The sequence below is a fragment of the Amphritea sp. GJ51-11 genome (assembly GCF_055808735.1).
This window is the reverse complement of record NZ_CM147881.1, coordinates 1,202,902-1,222,053: the sequence shown is the minus strand read 5'-3', so window position 1 is coordinate 1,222,053 and position 19,152 is coordinate 1,202,902. Positions and strand designations below refer to the sequence as shown.

Sequence of the window (19,152 nt, the reverse complement as noted above, 5' to 3'; positions counted from 1 at the left end):
GGTGCCTTCTATTTATAGCAAGTAATACAAGCACCTCCACCTTCAATATCATCATAGATAGAGTCCATGTCTTGAATCTCTATAAGCTTGTCATCATCTATTAATGCATTTCTACGCTTTTTCTTTAACAACCTCGCTTTACGCTTTTCATGATCATCTTTTATTTGCTGAATACGAACAGGATCTTCCAAAGTAGTTAATGGAATTCCTTTACCCATCCAATAAAAACTTTCTCCTCGAGTTGAGTTTTTACAAGCATTTTTCTCATAAGCTTTGGCTTCTTCAAAACGCTCTGGATGACGCTCCATTAAACGCACCCACTCAATTTTTCGCTGATAAAAACAAAAAGTACAACCACTTCTAGACCGCCATTCATAGTAAGCAGGCAACCCTAAACCAGAGGATTCTAAAAGACTGATAATATCTGCCTTGACTAACCCATCATCAGCAAAAGGCATCTTAATAGTCAAAAACTTTTGAGTTGACACATAACCTTCGCGATAAGGTTCATCTGCGCGAATTCCTACATAACTAATAATTTCATAGCCATCATCCAGATAGGGCCTGATCCAATTTTCAAATGGCACCAGCTTCATTTGCACAGTACACCAACGCTGCTGACCTGAGGGCAGGAAATGATTGTACTGCTCAAGCCAATAATCAAAGCCCTTATCATCATTTAGTCTAATAATTTCTTTTCCTAGATAAGCCTCTAGCTTATCTAGAAAATCATAGACCTCAGGCAGCTCTTTACCCGTATCGGTAAAGAAATAATCAATATCAATATCAGGATAGTTATCCCGCATATATACAGCAAGTGCAGCGCTATCCTTACCTCCAGATAACCCTAGTACATGCTTTTGCTTTCTCTGTTCCATCACTCTTTCATCCCTTTACATCACACACTGATTGTTGATATTCAGTCATGAGACTTTTCAATGCTTCCTGTAAGGCCAAGACTTGCATATCGTCACTCAACCCTGACTTAGTCATTGAGTCGCAGAGCTGCTGGGTTACCTTATTCACTTCAGGCTGAGCTGAATCAGATACTGAAACATGACGAACAAACTCTTGGGCTTCTTCACCATCACCAACTACTAAAGCAATGGACTTAACACCTTTAGATTCAACAGAATTAACTTGAGATGAAAAGACACTTATTCGCTTAAATCGTTGGCAAAATTCATGGAGGTCCTCCTTCGCTTTAGCCAATGAAACATCATTCCAATTTCGCTCAGGCGTATTTCCTACTAAAGTAATCACATTTACTAACCACTTGGTATTCTCTAAGCATAAGCCTAGCCTCTGAGCAAATGCTTGCATACGAAAATCTGCTGCTAACTCTCGTACTTTTTTACACTGTGCCACCAGCTGCTCATCAATGTTGCCTAACTCACTTCGAATAGAACTTTCAAAAGTATTAAGAAGCTCAGCTTGTTTAGATTTTAGTTCGTCAAAGCAAGAGGCAAGCTGACTTTGTATTCTTTCAGCATGCTCACTATCGGGTAGACCTTCAAGGCCAAATAGGCTTACGAAGTCCTCAAGAAGCAACTGATAAGGGTCATTTGCTTTAAGCACGACATCTCTAAACTCGATCGTCTTTGTCGACAGTCTCTTTGTTACTTTAACCCACTGTGGGAGCTGATGAACAAAAGTCACTATAGGCTTAGCCACTGATAACGCGGACTCAGGTACATCTCGATCAAACTGCTGCGAAACTAGGGAAGCCATACTGCTAATATATTGACGCTTAACACCCTTAACTTCGAAATACCTAACCGCTATATCCTTTGGCGATTTCGCCAATTTATTTATCATGACTTCATCAATATCAGGAACGTAAACATATTGATTAGTAGAGTCTTTATCATAGAAAGCCAAATTCTCATCTTGGCTTAATAACATAGCCAATATCAAAACAGGAATAACGCCATCAGCCACGCCATAAGGCGCGCTCTTCCACAGACTATAGATATTATCGAGCGTAACAATAGATTCACTGTCACTCTTTATTAGCTCTTCAGCAGCAACAATTAATGACCGAATCTCCCCCAACTTAGGTACTTTAAATCCAAAAGTACCATCTCCGTTAACGCCATGAAGACCCAAGTTTTTTAAGCACGTAAGGTAGATAGCTTTCTCAGGAGGAAACCCCTCTATCGCTAGGCCGTCTTGATCACCACTTTCAACCATCGCCATCATAAGCTTCTTTCGGGCAGAAACTGATGTACCAGAAACCTTAGACCGACCAATCAGCTCATTAAATATAGCGGGGCATTCATCATACAAATCACTCGCTATTTCTGAAGCTATAACGGGTAACGGCTGTTTCAGATAATCATAACCATCAAACCACCAAGTTGCCGTTTCGAAGCCCGTCACAAAAGCATCATCAAGCGCCCTAGTGGCTTCTACAAAACGGATGCCATGCTCTCTCTGGGCTATTTTATCGTTCTGTAGTTCTGGCAGCTCACGTTCAAGCTCTTGCAAAGCATAAACTTCAATAGCCTGTTTTTTTATATCATTTAGGTTTGGACAAAGAGAAATTGCCAATCCCTGATTCGCAACCTGCTGAGAAAGCTTCTTTATCGAACTATCAGATGCTTCGTCCCCAGTTGACTCGGCTATCATTACAAAAGACGCAAACGAACCATCCTTGCCACTGACGACCTCTTTCGACGAGAGGTATCCTGTATTTCTAATTAACCGTTGTGACATCCACCTAAGAACACCACATTCATGATAATGGCGCTTAGCTATAACGTAATTACTATACTCAAGATTTTCAATCCAAGAGTCATCACCGCTCAATTGCTGAATTTTTTCTTCAACAAGCTCAGAGATATCAATATCTGCACCTTCAAAAATTGCCCACGCAGACAAATGCTTTCTCTTGGTGATAAGCGACCACTCTTTCAGCTCCCTTATACCCTGTAAGACACTATCCTCAGAGAAATTATCTAAAGATGCTTTAATCAATTGTTCACTGGCATAGAAACCATGCTTACGGCCAAACAGGTTAATCAGCGCAATAACCTTAATAAGCTCAATATGAATGTTCTCAACTTCAGATTGCTTACTCGCCCTAACAAGGGCATCTTCCGCCAAACTCCACGGATGCCCATCAGGAGAGCTAACGATTAAATGCTCGACATTGGTCTCAAGGTAATCCCACAGTCTAGACAATCGATATACATCATTTACGCCTGCTTCTTGCAGGAATTGTTGAAAACTAAACGGCTCTCTTGAGTTGAGAAAACTAAACGTACTTCGCTCGTTTTGGCTAAACCTTCTTTTTGAAAGCGGCCCCAATAAAATTGCAGTAGATGGATGGAGGGGAAAACAAGAATTCAAGCGTTCAATCATCTCAGGTGTATTTTTCAAAGATGATCCATTGACTGCACTTAACACCGAGGATGAAATATCTTTAGATCCTAAGTCAGGCCCAACAATAGACTTACCAATCAGAGCGAGCGTTTCATCTGTAGATACTTGATATGGGATATCAGAATAACGACCTTGAATCTTTCCCCATTCACTTTGCACTCCTACACCTAAACCAGACGCGTATTCACTCATGGCCTGATGTAACAAACCAATAAATACACAGGAAACACCGCTTTGAGATGACCGGCTCAACTTCTCAGCTAAATCTTGGAACAAATGTAAATCAGCAGAATTCCGACTAATATTTTCTAGAACCTTACCCATCTCATCAAGGATAAATAATACGCCATCGACCAATGGGGCAACTTCACCAATGAGAGTGTCAATGTATTCTAGCAGTTCGACCTCTGACTTAGGCCGATGCTGTCTAACAAGTAAGTGATTTGAAGTATTTGGGTGTTCTTTAAGTGCATTCTGGATACCCATCCAAATTACATCAACAGGATCACCAACTCCACCAACAGAACGAATGACTAACCACCCAGCTCCTTTTTTAGGGTTGAAGCCGAAAGCCTTATAAAAATGACTGCATTCTTTTTGATCCCCAATAGCATCAACTGCTGCTGCTCTAATAGCCTCATCACAATGAAGCAGACCTGACATTAACAGCGCAATAGTCGATTTACCTGAACCGTAAGGCCCTGTCACGGTAAACGTTGATTGTTTTGCTTGTTTAAACTGCTCAATAATAGTCCCTAAAGTCTGAGCCGCTGTACCGTGATAAACTAACCCATTGAAAAAGCTTACATCTAGGTCACTATCAATTCTTGTTGACCGCTGATAGCGAACATTTATCGAGTACTTTTCATTTAATGTCATAACTTACTTCCCATACACTCGATCTAAGAACACATACTCATCGAGAGTTTCTATATCCTTACAAAAAACACCCCGCAGGCCTTGTGTATCTGTCCAACTTATTTGACCATCTGTAAGCTTATGCGCCAAATCGATTAAGTCCCCTAGCGCGCTTTGTGATAACCGAAAGATTCGAGCAGGTGAACCAGCAGAGGAAAGAACACTATCGAACGAAACCGTAGTAGCATTTCCTAAATTTTTCTTCCAAAAACTAATCAGGCAATATGTGAAGAGCTCTCCAGGTAAAGATCGATGGTTAGATAGATCCGCACGAATAACTTTCCCTTCCCCGCTCTGTAATAACCCAAGCTCTGTCAAAGGAGATGAAAAAGAATCTTCTGTAACTTTCTGTCCACCTGATATGCGGTATGTATAGGTTTGAATAAGACAATCAATGTCTTTCTCAATAGTCTTCTCAGAAAAACTAGAAATATTACGGCGCTCTAAATCAGCTAATAGCGCCTTCAACAGTTGTTTTTTGTCAAAGCGCTGCCCGTTAAAATAATTGAAAAACCAACGACTTGCCGATATTTCAGTATAATTTGAGTTGATCAACCAATGAATCAACCAAACAGTAGCAGGATTTTCCATGTAAGGATCTCTACCACACGGTCGCTTATTTGTTGCGTCACCGCCGAAGATATACTTCCCTTCTCTAGTAAGAACCTCTATCCCACTATTACTCTTCACTACCTGACAAACATCAGCCCAATATTTGATTGAGCTAACCATATTTTTACCAACGCCCATCTGAATCACAGCGTTTTCAATATCTTCTTTACTAGAAGAGCGAATTTTGCGTCCATTCTTAACTTCTTTAACAGCCTTGAAAAGCCATCCGTATCTCAACGGAAACGTTTCATGTCCCGAAAAGCGTGTCGTATAATCCATATCTTGCACTAAGTATTCACCTCAAAGACGGAGTCACTGGAGAAAAAGTCCAGTGACTATTCTACTGAGACAGACTTTGAAGATAAACCCCTACCATAAAAACAATAGTCTATATATATCAATAACTTAATAAAAAACCTCAAGTTCTGTATTTTTAATCACAGGTAAACCAGACATCACAACTTAAACAACACTCCGTCACCAACCTCTATCGATTCGAGGCAATTCGGCATGGCAGCAGCTAAGCTACTGATTTTAATAGCTACTTTAAGTACACCAACCGATCCAAGTGAAGCTCAAGGCCAAAAGTAAGTATCAATGCTACCGAGCTATAGCAACTGCCTCGTTAAAAGAGCCAACCCTACAAACGGAACCGTTGCTGCCTGCGCAAACATAGCCTACCAAAGTGAGATGAAAACAGAGGACCGCTTTAAAATTTGTATAAATGACCAATGCCAAAAATGGGTGTCTATATGCCCTTCATGTAAAGAAGAGCTAAAATTGCGAGATGGGCGAAACGGTAAGTTTTGGGGATGTATAAATTACAGGTGTAGCGGTCAAAGCTGTAGTCATACAGAAAATTATACAGAAGCTCCGGTGAAACAGACGTTTCAGACCGCTGGCTTTCAGCAAGCAGCCGAACTGTGATTCGGTATGTATTGGCAACGTTTTCATATGGGCGAGTTATGCTTAGCTTACATTGTTCATTTATAGCGTCCACTAGCGAATACGTGGACACTCTCATGACACCTGCAGTGTTAGGAAAAGGGATGGACTCTCCCTACCCTAGCATCTTGTGCCACATTGTAAGGCCTGACGCATAGCCTAAGCACAACAGCCGCCAATGTACATGACATCACAGAAACAGAAAATTTGCTTCATGGTGAGGAAACCTTTATCTCAGTGGATTCTGGTTATCGACGCCCTTTGTAGCTCAATCAGCTTTTCCAATACCCCTCCAATGAACGAATTTATGATGCCACAGAGGGGATGCTGCAAGGAGTTTCAGAGGGAATCTGGACAGTAGTTTTATTTACAAAATATTTTTTAAAAAACAAGACATTGCCATACCTATAAATAGACCCCCTAAATCTTATATCGAGCTCTTCAGCTTTATCTTAGAAATAACTTGTTCTTTGATTCGCGAGCGAGCTTGATCAATTGCATCCGCGTTAGTTCTCGAAGAAAGATTATTTCTATCTTTCTCTTCACAGAAATATTTTATACGTTCAGCATTTGCTCCAGAAGGGTGTGGAATGCCGACTAAGATCTGTTCCTGCTTTAGCAACCCCTGCTTTGCTAAGTACATCAGTGCATCAGCAGGTTTTGGACCCAATGGAATATATAATACAGAATCATCGAAAGACTTAACCTCTTCTGCTAAACACTCATCAATCTGCCACTTTAAGGCGTTTTCTTTAAGCATCAAAGGGTTACCTGTATAGTTTCCACTTTTATAAAACACTGGGTTTTTTAATGCCGAAGCGTAGTGGACCAACTCTGCCTTATCTCCAAAAAGGGCAGAACAACTATCGATTTCCAGAAGGTCATTTACGCCAACATGGTCGAGCATTTTGACTAAGCTAGTTCGCATTGGTCCTGCAAAACTAGCAGACTGCTTAACTTTGCGAAGCCCCTCAAAAACTGAGTCTCCATTAACTAAAGCGGTTGCTAGCGTATTAAGCGCAATTTCTGCCTGAGCCGCGCCTGGCGTAATGCCACATAACACAATTTTTGCTGAAGTATTTACGTATTCAAAGGGTGCATAGTAAACCTCTAACTGGCCTTTTTTCTCAATAGAAGCTGTTGAGGTAGGTTACTGCCGTCAAAGTTAGGTCCAAATTCACGAATAAACTCGAAACGTGAATGCTCATCACTAACGGAATTTTTTAGTGGCTCATAGAAATTTTTTTCTTCCAACCAGCGCAATGCTTCTGAATATTCAACAAACACTGATTGGCTGACAGGCTCACCATCGATGTTAAGTACTCCCTCTAACTTTACTGTCTGTAGCCCCCCTCTTGCATAGCCGAGTTTCGAAGACTACCTAGACTACGTCTCGACAACTCTGCAAGCTCTTCCAACGAAAAAACATACAACCCTTTTTGCTCTGCAGAAAAAAAAGACCAATTGGCTTCTTCTGGAAAATCCAACTTTGCATAATTATTTGCTTGGGAAAGTAGCGATTTTAGAGGCGGGTTATCTCTCATTAAAAATCCTGGCATCAACCCTAGGTGCGAGTTATTACATACCATTTCTAACGCACCGCCAAGCAGTCCGATGGCTCCGAATAAACAATCTACCGCATTCTCGCTTTCAAACGTTTCCAGTTTTCGACTGTAAACATAATCATAGAGATACGATACCTCGCTATTTAGCGATATTTTCATTAAAGACACTTGCTCATCAAGTTCATTAACAATCCAATCAACCTGATTTTCCATTTCTGTCAAGTTATCAATAGCTAGTTCATCTTTCAGCATACTTATGCTCCAAGCAGTGAGTTGTAATGACATCTACTATACCAACAAATTAAAATGATTCAATTGGACTCATTAAAATTTAATGTTGCGATTTGTATCACTTTTATTTAATATACCCTCATCGCTTGAGAAATAGTCTCCTCAGCGATAGATGAGTTCATAGTCATCTCTTGTGTGTTAGCCCCTCTCACGAGGGGTTCTTTTTTAATTTTCCGTAGACATTGCATAGAAAGGAACTATATATGAGCAGTACAGATACACGCTTTGCTTTAATCGCCGATAATGGTGATCGCTTGTACCCTTACAAGAAAAAACAACTATCAACTGGTCGATATGGATTTGCCTTAACCGCTCCTGGTAAGCAAGATCGTCACGGCGGTGGTGATTACACAGAAGACCTTTCTCTTGTCGTGAAGCGACTAGTTAATGATGGCTGGAGTGTTCGTGCTAAAACAACAGACAAAGTAGGTCGGCAGCGTGAAGGCAGTATCGGGTTATGCAAACAAGTAATCGTCGGGTACGAAATAAACGCAAGCCTTCAGCATCTAGTCGCCAATGCCACTATTCAGCCGCTCAATGTCTTGTGACAGGCTCCTTGTAGTTGTCTCACACTAGTTGAGGCAACTATTCATTACTCAGCCAACAATCACTAACCCTGATAATATCCAGCTCAAATATAGCCTTATTGCTAAGTCCCAGCATTCTAGGCTGAGTTATCAGAAACCACTGAACACTAGCATCACCGCTCCCCCCCATAAAAAATACACATACACTTCGGATGGCAATTAGTCGTTTTTGATTGGTACTAGTTTTTATTTAAAAAATAAAATACCGTTTATAAATCGACAATATCCATACCTTAGCGCCTAAAGATGGCCCCCTGCACAGCATCCATTGATATGAAATACCAATATCACAAGCAGTAACCAGGATAGAGAGCCTCAGCAAACTATAACGAAAGTAGTCTGTATTCGTGTGACTCGATATACTTCGTAGTATCTTGCCAATAATAATGACCAGCTCCCGATTTCATTAGGTCTATGAGAGCCAAGCAGATTCATGTCTAACTCAAAAATTATCTCTCTTTATCTCTGATCAGCGCTAATTACTTCAAATACTGCACAACGATCAACAACTAATAATCAGCTTGAATGAAATCAATCAGCAACCTCGCTGGCTGATTTCACTCAAACTGATAACAATAAAACGATAGACGTTTGTGAGTTACAAATTAGCGCTCGCAGGTTGCTGGCCATCAGGTCAGCAACCTGCGAGCATGGAAATAATAGCGCCATATTTTTGCCACCAACAGGCATACTTGCACTCACTTGCTCTACCCATACTTGCCATTGCAAGTATGGGGGTGTTCGGCGGGTACCGACGACGGAATCCCCCGCAGCGACGAAGGAGCGAAGAGGGGTGAGAACCCCCGGCCCTGAATGGAAATGGCTGAGGAAAGGGTCAAGCTGGAACGCAAAAAATCACGCTGTTTGTGATTTTTGAGTAGAGCTTGACGCTTGGAGCAGCCATTGAAAGGAAGGGCGCAGCTCATAGAGCTGCTGGTTGAGTGCAACAAGCGGTTGAAAGCAACGAGATCATTGAAGACAACAAGCTGACCAATACTAACCACCGCCTAACAATCAATATGACTACAAGCTATTCAGACTAACACGATGAGTGAACTTCACAGAGATTTGGTTAGAGTTACCGATTGAGTACTACCGCATTGATGTCATTATGATAAGAGCGAGTAGCTACACGCTCTTATCATGCATCCGCAGCCGAAGAACAGCACACCCTGGCTATAAAAATCGCCCTCCCCTCGCGCCTTCAATGCCGCTGAAACAAGCCTATCAATAATGATCATTCAATCAAAATTAAACCTAGGGCTAAAAACCTATCAGGCCTAACTTTTTTGTAAGTACTTCTTGATACCTTCGCTAGGATCTATCTTCAGCACGTCGCAATATTGAACATATTCATAGACATCTAGCTTTCGCTCAAGCGTCTCTACTTTCTGTATAAAGCTGTGTGGCTCACCTAATAACTGTGCCATGGCTCGCATACTCAACCCTTGGTGCTGACGAGCACTTTTCAGCCAAGTGACTAATTCGAAATAACGCTTACTTGAAATTGTTTTGTTCATTGTACCGATTATGGGTACAATTCTTCTTGTACCCAATTTAGGTACAGCCAAAATCTCAAATATTTCGGAGATAAAATGAAGACAACCACAGAAGCGCTTAAAGATATCAAACAAATCATCGATATACTTGAAGACAAAGGAGAAGCGTTTGATTCTGGCTGCTCAGAAGACGAGTCCGTCACTATGATTGAAAGGGCCCGACGTAAGAGCCCACAAAAGCCTATACGTATCGTTAGTGACTGGATCTGGTGGCAGATTGAATACCCGTTAGCGGACTTAAGTCGTTTAGCTGAACATCACCTGCAACCGGTAAAAATCAGAGCAGACCAAGTACTACTAGATGAAACCAATACATATGAAGGTGAGCAGACTCTTATCTCAGCCCATTTAGTCGACATTCATTATGACTGCTTATTTGAGAGTGAAGACATTACTTACATTTTATGTGGCCCCGGGACACGCAAGAACGTCACCCCAGAACAACTAGCATTCTTTATCGGCCTCTCCTAGGCAACGAATGGCCTCAGCTAAGCCGTAAAACTTCATCTAATTAATTTCCATAAAAAAAATGCAAGACATTGAAAATTAAGCACTATACTAATTCATGAACGGCGAGGATGCCGATAAAAACAAGGAATGTTACCATGAATGAAACAACGAAAAATGAATACAGAAAGCGAGCAAATCACTTTTACAATATAAATGGAATAGAAAAACCGACTGCAAAAACCGTAATTGATGCGCTACAACAATGTGCAGCAAATTATCGGCCAGGTTACTGGCGAATATTACGTTCAGCTCTAGCGCTAGTTGCAGAAGAAAGCAAATTTTACAAAGTTGCAGATCAGATTAGAGCAACCGTTAACCCCATCACCGCCGATCGCAAAAAACGCAGTCAAATCAAACCGAAGCAGAAGCGGCAAAAAACCGTTAATGCCGCCGATGAAAAGCAACTTCTAGATTATTTAGTAGAAAAAAAGAAAGAACGGTTTTTGCCGGAGTGGAGCTCGTTAACCACCTAGGTTGTCGCCCAGCGGAGCTCAGAAACCTCCAGTTCGTAGGGAGCTGCTATATAGCTATCTCTTCCGCTAAAAAAACTGAGGATGGAACAAGGGGACTTGATCGCATCCTTGAGATAAAAGACAGCTCGATTTTTAACGGTCTCAAAGAATGCCATGAGATGCTCATAAACGCGCCTTACACAGACCCCATCCGCTATGTGCAAAGACGGCTAGACACGCTGACCCAAAGATTATGGCCTAAACGCAAAGTACGCCCGTCACTATACTCATGGCGACATCAGCTTGGGGCAGATTTAAAAGCCAGTGATATCCCCCCAGAAGAAATCGCGGCAATGATGGGACACCAGTCTACAAACAGTGTACAAGTCTATGGAAACCCTCGTAGCGCGCAGTCTTCACGTAGTTACATGAAACCAGACAAAAAGGCAGTTGAAAAAGTAAAACAACGTAACAGCCATAGGCTCACTCAGCAAATTGGAGAAGGGCTGACCCTACAAAAGATAAGCGAAGAAATTAAAATTAAACAAAAAAAATACTCAGCAAGGCACAAATCGGAATCAGGCAGTAGACCGGATCAACTCCTTTAATTTCGCCGGTTGCAGTACTCGATAGTACTCTGTATTGAAGCATTATTTGGTGCTTTGAAAGATCAGCACCCTTGACCTTTGCTCAGTTAAGCAGAAAGGTGCTGCTTGCCATACTGATCGCCCCACATGCTTCTATATGGAAGTTGAGCCTGAGCAGAAACAAGTTAGAATGATTGGAGATACTAACCCGTCATGACTAACCAATCGACTCGTACATACGATCTAGCTTAACGCATGAAGGTGTCAAGTTTGTGAGATCTACGGGTCGCTTACTTGCGCCCTAAATGGATACCTAAAGGTCTAGAAAGCTCCCTTCTTAGCAGCACTAAAATTTGTGCTGTCGTTGCATGTCACCTAACCCGCGATGTCACCGTCAATATATCTAAGTAACCTTTCTCTTTTTATCGAAGCTATACAGTAAATGCTTATTCTTCTCAGGGCGCCCTTTGCATACCTTATATCGCTCAAATTCTTCGAAACTAATATGTGATAGATCAAGATTGTAATCGAGCGTATTAACGATTTGCTGTAACCGATCTAACGTATAGCCGGCGCCATAGCGACGCGTAGTCGTTTTATGCTCATGACCAATGGCTGCCGCAATATCTGACTCTTCAACCCCCTTATTTCTCAACGTTCGTGCAGCGGTATGCCTGAAACTATGAAACGTCTTATTTTTCCTGCTAGCTAACCCTACCGAATCAAGATAGCCGGGACTGGCTGTTTCGCCATTAAACCACCGCCCGGTCTCTCGCCCCCAGCCATTATTTTTGCAATATTTCATCGCAGGGAACAGCGTTTCAGCTTCAGAAGTAGCTGCTTGTCGTCTCATCTCGACATAGTCTAAAAAGCCTAGTTCAATCAACTGGTTATGAATCGGCACTTGTCGTTTTGATGTTTCATTTTTGGTCGACTGATCTAGCTCATCATCAGTAATATTAAAATACCAAATGACATCATCAGCTTGTTGAGATTGTTCGTACTTGATATCTCTAATGTGTAACTGACACAGCTCATTAATGCGTCCACCCGTGTACATTGCCAGCAAAGGTGCCCAGAAGTAGCTGTCCACTAATGCTCGCTGTCTAGGCAGCTCTATAGAGCGATAGACCGAGCCATTCAGCAACTTGCGCAAGTCTTCAGGTTCAAATGGACGATAACTATCAGTGGCTCCTTTACTCACATTCAGACTTAAATCTGCGGCAAAGTTTGTTTGAATGATATCCTCATCATAAGCAAACTTAACAAGCGCAGTGCACAACTGAAAGTAGCTTCGCGCAGTGTCCGCCGAGAGCGTACCATCGCGCTTCGAGCGTCGCTCTCTTTGCGGGTCTATCATCGCTCTCAACTTCTCTCGAACGCTGATAATGTCTTTCCGCCCAAGCTTGGCAAAAACAGTCTTCGCGCCCAATAACTCGACAACAAATTTTAATCGCGTCGTGCCCTGAGATCGAGTTTTCGCGTGGCCCCAATTACCTGACGTGAGCTTTTCCTCAATAAACATTGTAGCGACATCTGCAACTGTTGGACCACTAGTCTCGACAAGACCACCTCCCGCGGTGAATCCCATGCCTGCTTTGCGCATAAATTCTATGATTTCAAATTGATTAGCATCAGAATCTTCTAGATCTGAATGAATTCTTTGAGTACCCGTGCTGGGATCAATATCAATATGTATTTTATTTTCGAGGTCAAAATCGAAATCAGGGGTATCAGACATATCCTTTTTAGTCTCTTTCTCGCTAAATATCGTCGATTTAAGCGTTTCAATGATGAAATCGGGCTTAATGTCTTCGATCTTATCAAGATCTAAGCAAGTGTCTATAAAGTTTATCAATTGTCGAAACTGATAAGCACAGTGATAGATGAGCAATCGAGCTCTGTCTTGATCGTGCGTTTTAAGCGAGTGGTTAAATTGCTGCCCTAGTCCAGGTACTGCCTGAAAGATCTTAGACGGCCATTTAAGACGAATATAATACATACCGTTGCGACGGTAAGAATGAGGAATACGTGCAGCCATAGTTCACCTTTGTGCTACAAGGTGGTGCTACATTTCTGAAAATCAATTCTTGAGGTACGCTGGAGGCCGCGTGAACCGCGGATCTACGTTGGAATTGGTGGAGCCTAGCGGGATCGAACCGCTGACCTGTTCGCTGCCAGCGAACCGCTCTCCCAGCTGAGCTAAGGCCCCAAAACCAAGTGGCGGCTATATTAATCATGACCCTGCCTGCTGTCAAGCAAACTGAGTGCAATTTTATAACTAAAAGCTAACGGTATTTCAATCGCTTAGCCTTAAACGCAAAAAGCCCTGCATCGCAGGGCTTGAGGTGCTGAATGAACGTGATTTAAGCTAGTGAATCAGCTAAGGCGCGATACTCTTTATCCCAGCTTTTGGTCTCTTTCTTCGAAGGTCCGCCAACAGTATTCAAAGCATGACGCACCCGGGCGCGACTCATATCGGGGCCGAGAATCTGCATAGAATCCACCACCGAAACACTGGCGCTGGTGCCGGCGATAGCGACAAACAATGGGAATAGGAAGTCACGGACTTTATAGCCCATCGCATCACCTAGCGCTTTAAACTGAGCGAACAGGTGATCTTTATTCCAGTTCTGCTCGGTGTCGAGCATCCACGATGCGAATTGCAGAATACGTCGGATATCGTCTTTCTGCAGGCTCTTATGAGCAAAGCTCTCTTCGGTGATCGGTAACATACCGGACAATAAGAAGCTTGCAACCGGCGCGACATCCGAGAACTTTTCGATACGCTGCTTAATCAACGGAATAATCTGCATTAGGTATTCAGGATTCAGCGCCCACTGTTGGAACGCAGCGGCAAACTGTTCATCCGACAGTTCTTCACGAATCCACAGACCGTTCAACCAACTGAGTTTTTCCTGATCGAAGATCGGACCACCCAGTGATACACGATTGATATCGAAGTGCTCGATCATCTCCTCGAGGCTGAATTTTTCCCGCTCATCCGGCATCGACCAACCCATGCGGGCGAGGTAGTTCAGCAGTGCTTCGGCCATATAACCCATACGCTGATAGTAAATGATACTGGTTGGGTTCTTACGCTTAGACAACTTTGATTTATCCGGGTTACGCAGCAGTGGCATATGACACAGTTTAGGCATATCCCAACCGAAGTAGCTATACAGCAACTGGTGCTTCGGCGCGGAGTTGATCCACTCTTCACCTCGTAATACATGAGTGATCTCCATCAGGTGATCATCCACTACGTTGGCGAGGTGATAAGTTGGCATGCCGTCAGATTTCATCAGAATCTGGCAATCGACCTGCGCCCAATCCACTTCGATACTACCGCGCAGCATATCGTCAAAGACGCAGACGCCCTCTTCCGGCACCTTCATACGCACGACATAAGGTTCGCCCGCCGCTTCGCGTTTAGCCACTTCTTCAGCCGGTAGCGCTAGATCACTCTCTTTCAGTGCACTTTGCAAACCCTGTGCGCGACGTTCGTTACGCAGTTCATCCAGCTCCGCAGAGGTGCGGTAACATTTGAACGCATGTCCCTTATCGAGCAGAATCTGGGTATGCTGTTGATAGATATCGCCTCGCTCGCTTTGACGGTAAGGACCAAAAGGACCAGGCTTATCCGGGCCTTCCGCCCACTCAAGGCCCAGCCAGCGCAGTGAATCAAGAATCATCTGTTCTGATTCAGCGGTGCTACGGGTCTGATCGGTATCCTCAATACGCAGGATAAACTCTCCTCCGTGCTGACGGGCGAAAGCCATATTGAACAGAGCGATGTAGGCGGTGCCTACGTGCGGATCACCGGTTGGAGACGGTGCGATACGAGTACGTACGGTCATCAGAAAATATGCATCCAGACTGATTTAGGGGAAATTGCCCGGCATTATACCTGCTTGACCGATAAGCGCCTACCGTAATCACAATCACGGCTGACTTGCCTCCTTACTCTCGCACTTAACCGCACCATAAAAGTGCAAATATCATCCACATCAACACCCCCCATGTTATCCAGGCCCTACCCTGTGTTCACGACCAAACGCTATGACATCAGGATATGGCCGCCTATTTAACAATATTAACGATGCTCTTAGGGCGACTGCACCAAAGGCTGGCACGCTACGTGCAGTACCATGAGTAACTTTAATAAGAAAAATCCCTATGACCATAACGCAATCACAGCCCGAACGGGTATTGGTAATTGATAAGGACACCGCTCGCTCGGCCCTGCTGGAACAGGCGCTGACCGATCAAGGCTATGACGTTGTCAGTCGCCTACATGATACCGAAGGGCTGATCGCCCGGGTGGAGCAGATCCGTCCGGATATCATTATTATCGAGCTAGATTCCCCCGACCGTGACGTGCTGGAACATATGGCCACTCTCAATAGCCATATCCCCCGCCCCGTGGTGATGTTTGCCGAATCAGGCGACAGCCAGACGATTCAAAAAGCGATTAAAGCAGGTGTTAGCGCTTACGTCGTCGATGGCATGAGTCCCGAGCGAATTCAGTCAATTATGGATGTCGCGGCGGCCCGTTTTAGAGAGTTTCAAGCCCTGCGCAACGAACTCCATGATGTCCGCAGTGAACTAGAAGATCGAAAACAACTAGAACAAGCTAAGCGCCTGATTATGAAGCACCAAAAATGCACTGAAGATCAGGCGTACAGTGCCATGCGTAAGATGGCCATGGATCAGGGTAAAACCATGACACAGATAGCTAAAAATATAATTTCAGTACTCGAGATGCTGAGTTAAGCAAGGGCAAACCATTATGACATTAATACACAGCCCAACATTAGACTCACCGGAAAAAGCCGATCTGACCTTGGGCTTTCTACCACTGATGGATTGCGCACCACTGGTCATTGCAAAAGAGAAAGGTTTTTTCAGTGAATCAGGGCTCAACGTGCAGTTAAGCCGCGAAGGCTCGTGGGCTTCAATACGCGATAAAGTGATGTTAGGACTTTTAGATGGTGCGCAGATGCTTGCCGGTATCCCGCTGGCATCCACTCTCGGGCTAGGGTCACCTAAAGTGCCTATGATCACGGCGTTTAGTATTGGTTTAAACGGAAACGCTATCACCCTATCCCGTGAACTATTGGCCGAAATTGATGAACTTGGTCACTCACCGGGAGACAGTTCGGCTGCAGGGTTAAAACAACTGGTAGCGTTCCGTAAAGCCAGTGGCCGGCCCAAAATAACACTCGCAATGGTATATACCTATTCGGCACACAGCTATCTACTGCGTTACTGGCTCAGCGCGGCGGGTATTGATCCCGATAACGATATCAATCTAACAGTTGTGCCGCCGCCACAGATGGCAGTGACCATGAAGAAGGGCTTAATCGATGGTTATTGTGCTGGCGAGCCTTGGAACTCCGTTGCTCAAGAGATGGGCATCGGTAGCCCGGTCATCTCCGGTTATCAGATCTGGAATAACTGCCCTGACAAAGTTTTCGCCGTGTTAGAAAGCTGGCATGACGCCCACCCCGCCACCCATCAGGCACTGATCTGCGCGCTTATTCGCGCCTCAGAATGGCTCGATAAGCCGCAAAATAGTGACGAGGCATTGGATATTTTACTCGGCAACGCCTATTTAGGCCCCGCGCTATCGATGCTATCTCAGCCAAAACTGAAGCAGGGTAACCGCCACTTTTACCGTTATGCTGCCAGTTATCCATGGCGCTCCCATGCACTTTGGTTCCTCAAGCAGATGCGCCAATGGCAGCAGTTAATAGAGCCTCAAGCCGATTTAAAACAGATCGCCTGTCAGGTTTATCGACCCGATTTATACCGCAACGTGGCGGATAAAATGCGTATCTCCCATCCGACAATCGACTTTAAACCGGAGGGCTTTCACGACAACGACTGGGTGTTACAAGGTACCGCGGGGGTTGTCACCATGGGCAGTGACCTATTTTTTAACGGTGGCACCTTTGATCCAAACAGTCCTTGAGCTTAGAGCCATGTTCAATTGGCGCTGTTTGGGTGCTAAAAAGCATTATCAGCACCGTTTAAGTGCGATTTATATCTTCCAAGGATCTTATAAAAACACCAAAAACCACTAAGATACTGATAATAAATAGTTTTTAAAAACATGGCACAGCACCTGCTATATCTAACGCAATAAATATAAATACTTGAAACCACCTAGCTTGGTTTCACACATGACAACGACGTCTGCTCTTACTGATAGCTTTATCGGAAGGGGCAGGCGTTTTTTTTTGACTCGTTTTTGTAAACTCAGGAGCCACAAACATGACTCACACTCTGCTTTCTAACATGATGGGACGCCGCACACTGCTACAAAACGCAGTCAAAACATTCGGCGCAGTGGCGATCGGCAGCCTGCTAACGCTGAGCGCTGCACAGGCCGCTGTCGGTGAACCGGAGAAAGAGGATCTCAAGTTTGGCTTTATCAAGCTGACAGATATGGCACCATTAGCGGTGGCTTATGAGAAAGGCTACTTCGAAGATGAGGGGCTGTATGTGCAACTCGAAGCCCAGGCGAATTGGAAAGTACTGCTCGATCGGGTGATCGATGGTCAGCTGGATGGTGCCCACATGCTGGCAGGGCAACCATTAGGTGCCACCATCGGTTTTGGCACCCAGGCACATATTATTACCGCGTTCAGTATGGACCTTAACGGTAATGCCATCACAGTCTCTAACGATATCTGGAAACAGATGAAGCCCTATATTGACAAAGACGCCGAGGGCAAACCGATTCACCCGATTAAGGCCGATGCGCTAAAGCCGGTTGTCGATGCTTATAAAGAACAAGGCAAGCCGTTCAATATGGGCATGGTATTCCCCGTGTCGACTCACAACTACGAGCTACGCTACTGGCTCGCCGCCGGCGGTATTCACCCCGGATATTACGCCCCCCATAAAGGCGACTCATCGGGCCAGATCGATGCCGATGCCCTGCTCTCTGTGACGCCCCCCCACAGATGCCCGCCACCATGGAAGCCGGTACGATCTATGGCTACTGCGTCGGTGAGCCGTGGAACCAACAAGCAGTATTTAAAGGGATCGGTGTCCCGGTCGTGACCGATTATGAAATATGGAAAGACAACCCCGAGAAAGTTTTCGGTGTTTCTAAAGGCTGGGCCGATAAATACCCCAACACCCATATCCGCGTTGTAAAAGCGATGATTAGAGCCGCCAAGTGGCTGGATGACAACAATAACGGTAATCGAAAAGAGGCAGTAGAGATTCTCTCTCGGCCGGAATATGTTGGTGCCGATTACGATGTTATTGCCAACTCAATGACCGGCACCTTTGAATACGAAAAAGGCGATAAGCGCGAAGTACCCGACTTCAACGTATTCTTCCGCCACAACGCCACCTACCCCTATTATTCCGATGCTATCTGGTATCTCACCCAGATGCGCCGCTGGGGACAGATCGCCGAGCCTAAATCGGATGAGTGGTTTATGGACACCGCGAAAAAGGTTTATCGTCCGGATATCTATGCCCAAGCCGCTAACGAGCTAATCGCAGAAGGCAAGATCGCCAGCAATGAATTCCCTGATTTCACGTCTGAATCTGGCTTCAAACCACCGCAAACGCACTTTATCGATAACATCACCTACGATGGCACACAACCTAACCAATATCTGACGAAGTTTAAAATCGGTCTAAAACCCGACAGTGAAATTTAATCTGTAGCGCTGCATCAACACCGCAGCGCCCAGCCAAAACCGATAGAAAAC

Annotated in this window: 15 protein-coding genes, 1 tRNA gene and 2 pseudogenes; 9 read left to right on the top strand and 9 right to left on the bottom strand. The window is 44.3% G+C overall.

Features of this window, described 5'->3' with window-relative positions:
- Positions 1-8 precede the first annotated feature (8 nt).
- From AC0L4K_RS05320 to AC0L4K_RS05310, 3 genes are read right to left on the bottom strand one after another with little or no spacing between them, the layout of a single operon-like run.
- Complete coding sequence (locus tag AC0L4K_RS05320) at positions 9-878, bottom strand: phosphoadenosine phosphosulfate reductase family protein (protein WP_473268478.1); 870 nt, start codon at positions 876-878, stop codon at positions 9-11.
- Between the two features lie 7 nt (positions 879-885).
- Positions 886-4,266: a hypothetical protein gene (locus tag AC0L4K_RS05315; protein ID WP_473268477.1), complete on the bottom strand. Its 3,381-nt coding sequence runs from the start codon at positions 4,264-4,266 to the stop codon at positions 886-888.
- Between the two features lie 3 nt (positions 4,267-4,269).
- On the bottom strand, positions 4,270-5,196 hold the full coding sequence (locus AC0L4K_RS05310; protein WP_473269210.1) for a DUF4007 family protein: 927 nt from the start codon (positions 5,194-5,196) through the stop codon (positions 4,270-4,272).
- A 318-nt stretch (positions 5,197-5,514) separates the two neighbouring features.
- On the opposite strand from AC0L4K_RS05310, the gene AC0L4K_RS05305 reads away from it, so the two are divergent.
- Positions 5,515-5,844: a topoisomerase DNA-binding C4 zinc finger domain-containing protein gene (locus AC0L4K_RS05305; protein ID WP_473268476.1), complete on the top strand. Its 330-nt coding sequence runs from the start codon at positions 5,515-5,517 to the stop codon at positions 5,842-5,844.
- Positions 5,845-6,006: 162 nt separating this feature from the next.
- Positions 6,007-6,117, top strand: a pseudogene (locus AC0L4K_RS05300) (IS5/IS1182 family transposase); the annotation flags it as partial.
- 172 nt (positions 6,118-6,289) lie between these two features.
- Here the strand turns inward: AC0L4K_RS05300 and AC0L4K_RS05295 are convergent.
- On the bottom strand, positions 6,290-6,925 hold the full coding sequence (locus AC0L4K_RS05295; RefSeq protein WP_473268475.1) for a hypothetical protein: 636 nt from the start codon (positions 6,923-6,925) through the stop codon (positions 6,290-6,292).
- 271 nt (positions 6,926-7,196) lie between these two features.
- On the bottom strand, positions 7,197-7,679 hold the full coding sequence (locus AC0L4K_RS05290; protein WP_473268474.1) for a hypothetical protein: 483 nt from the start codon (positions 7,677-7,679) through the stop codon (positions 7,197-7,199).
- A gap of 242 nt (positions 7,680-7,921) precedes the next feature.
- Here AC0L4K_RS05290 and AC0L4K_RS05285 point away from each other — a divergent pair, with 242 nt between their 5' ends.
- Positions 7,922-8,266 carry a hypothetical protein gene (locus tag AC0L4K_RS05285; protein ID WP_473268473.1) on the top strand — a complete coding sequence of 115 codons (345 nt, stop codon included), beginning with the start codon at positions 7,922-7,924 and terminating at the stop codon, positions 8,264-8,266.
- Positions 8,267-9,585: 1,319 nt separating this feature from the next.
- Here AC0L4K_RS05285 and AC0L4K_RS05280 read toward each other — a convergent pair.
- A complete protein-coding gene (locus tag AC0L4K_RS05280) occupies positions 9,586-9,825 on the bottom strand; it encodes a helix-turn-helix domain-containing protein (RefSeq protein WP_473268472.1) in 240 nt (79 codons plus the stop codon).
- Between the two features lie 75 nt (positions 9,826-9,900).
- On the opposite strand from AC0L4K_RS05280, the gene AC0L4K_RS05275 reads away from it, so the two are divergent.
- The 3 genes from AC0L4K_RS05275 to AC0L4K_RS05265 all read left to right on the top strand — a co-directional run bounded on the left by AC0L4K_RS05275 (position 9,901) and on the right by AC0L4K_RS05265 (position 11,434).
- Complete coding sequence (locus AC0L4K_RS05275; RefSeq protein WP_473268470.1) at positions 9,901-10,335, top strand: DUF6957 family protein; 435 nt, start codon at positions 9,901-9,903, stop codon at positions 10,333-10,335.
- A 134-nt stretch (positions 10,336-10,469) separates the two neighbouring features.
- Positions 10,470-10,847 carry a hypothetical protein gene (locus AC0L4K_RS05270; protein WP_473268469.1) on the top strand — a complete coding sequence of 126 codons (378 nt, stop codon included), beginning with the start codon at positions 10,470-10,472 and terminating at the stop codon, positions 10,845-10,847.
- A gap of 158 nt (positions 10,848-11,005) precedes the next feature.
- Positions 11,006-11,434: a hypothetical protein gene (locus AC0L4K_RS05265; RefSeq protein WP_473268468.1), complete on the top strand. Its 429-nt coding sequence runs from the start codon at positions 11,006-11,008 to the stop codon at positions 11,432-11,434.
- Positions 11,435-11,816: 382 nt separating this feature from the next.
- On the opposite strand, the gene AC0L4K_RS05260 is transcribed toward AC0L4K_RS05265, so the two are convergent.
- The 3 genes from AC0L4K_RS05260 to gltX all read right to left on the bottom strand — a co-directional run bounded on the left by AC0L4K_RS05260 (position 11,817) and on the right by gltX (position 15,273).
- The gene (locus tag AC0L4K_RS05260) at positions 11,817-13,454 is read right to left on the bottom strand and encodes a site-specific integrase (protein ID WP_473268467.1); all 1,638 of its coding nucleotides are present in this window, start codon (positions 13,452-13,454) and stop codon (positions 11,817-11,819) included.
- Between the two features lie 95 nt (positions 13,455-13,549).
- Positions 13,550-13,625, bottom strand: a tRNA-Ala gene (locus tag AC0L4K_RS05255).
- Between the two features lie 154 nt (positions 13,626-13,779).
- The gene (gene gltX, locus AC0L4K_RS05250) at positions 13,780-15,273 is read right to left on the bottom strand and encodes a glutamate--tRNA ligase (RefSeq protein WP_417227947.1); all 1,494 of its coding nucleotides are present in this window, start codon (positions 15,271-15,273) and stop codon (positions 13,780-13,782) included.
- A gap of 319 nt (positions 15,274-15,592) precedes the next feature.
- Between gltX and AC0L4K_RS05245 the strand changes: the two genes are divergently transcribed.
- The 3 genes and pseudogenes from AC0L4K_RS05245 to AC0L4K_RS05235 all read left to right on the top strand — a co-directional run bounded on the left by AC0L4K_RS05245 (position 15,593) and on the right by AC0L4K_RS05235 (position 19,101).
- Positions 15,593-16,189 (top strand): ANTAR domain-containing response regulator, encoded by a 597-nt coding sequence (locus AC0L4K_RS05245; RefSeq protein ID WP_417227946.1) that lies wholly within the window; start codon positions 15,593-15,595, stop codon positions 16,187-16,189.
- A 16-nt stretch (positions 16,190-16,205) separates the two neighbouring features.
- Positions 16,206-17,390 carry a CmpA/NrtA family ABC transporter substrate-binding protein gene (locus AC0L4K_RS05240; protein ID WP_417227945.1) on the top strand — a complete coding sequence of 395 codons (1,185 nt, stop codon included), beginning with the start codon at positions 16,206-16,208 and terminating at the stop codon, positions 17,388-17,390.
- A 329-nt stretch (positions 17,391-17,719) separates the two neighbouring features.
- Positions 17,720-19,101, top strand: a pseudogene (locus AC0L4K_RS05235) (CmpA/NrtA family ABC transporter substrate-binding protein).
- Positions 19,102-19,152 lie beyond the last annotated feature (51 nt).

What these genes read in the sequence shown, in the direction of transcription:
- AC0L4K_RS05260 (WP_473268467.1), bottom strand. Translation starts at nt 13,454, where the DNA reads ATGGCTGCACGTATTCCTCATTCTTACCGTCGCAACGGTATGTATTAT.
- AC0L4K_RS05320 (WP_473268478.1), bottom strand. Translation starts at nt 878, where the DNA reads ATGGAACAGAGAAAGCAAAAGCATGTACTAGGGTTATCTGGAGGTAAG.
- AC0L4K_RS05245 (WP_417227946.1), top strand. Translation starts at nt 15,593, where the DNA reads ATGACCATAACGCAATCACAGCCCGAACGGGTATTGGTAATTGATAAG.
- AC0L4K_RS05305 (WP_473268476.1), top strand. Translation starts at nt 5,515, where the DNA reads ATGCTACCGAGCTATAGCAACTGCCTCGTTAAAAGAGCCAACCCTACA.
- AC0L4K_RS05275 (WP_473268470.1), top strand. Translation starts at nt 9,901, where the DNA reads ATGAAGACAACCACAGAAGCGCTTAAAGATATCAAACAAATCATCGAT.
- gltX (WP_417227947.1), bottom strand. Translation starts at nt 15,273, where the DNA reads ATGACCGTACGTACTCGTATCGCACCGTCTCCAACCGGTGATCCGCAC.
- AC0L4K_RS05280 (WP_473268472.1), bottom strand. Translation starts at nt 9,825, where the DNA reads ATGAACAAAACAATTTCAAGTAAGCGTTATTTCGAATTAGTCACTTGG.
- AC0L4K_RS05285 (WP_473268473.1), top strand. Translation starts at nt 7,922, where the DNA reads ATGAGCAGTACAGATACACGCTTTGCTTTAATCGCCGATAATGGTGAT.
- AC0L4K_RS05315 (WP_473268477.1), bottom strand. Translation starts at nt 4,266, where the DNA reads ATGACATTAAATGAAAAGTACTCGATAAATGTTCGCTATCAGCGGTCA.
- AC0L4K_RS05240 (WP_417227945.1), top strand. Translation starts at nt 16,206, where the DNA reads ATGACATTAATACACAGCCCAACATTAGACTCACCGGAAAAAGCCGAT.
- AC0L4K_RS05290 (WP_473268474.1), bottom strand. Translation starts at nt 7,679, where the DNA reads ATGCTGAAAGATGAACTAGCTATTGATAACTTGACAGAAATGGAAAAT.
- AC0L4K_RS05265 (WP_473268468.1), top strand. Translation starts at nt 11,006, where the DNA reads ATGCTCATAAACGCGCCTTACACAGACCCCATCCGCTATGTGCAAAGA.
- AC0L4K_RS05310 (WP_473269210.1), bottom strand. Translation starts at nt 5,196, where the DNA reads ATGGATTATACGACACGCTTTTCGGGACATGAAACGTTTCCGTTGAGA.
- AC0L4K_RS05270 (WP_473268469.1), top strand. Translation starts at nt 10,470, where the DNA reads ATGAATGAAACAACGAAAAATGAATACAGAAAGCGAGCAAATCACTTT.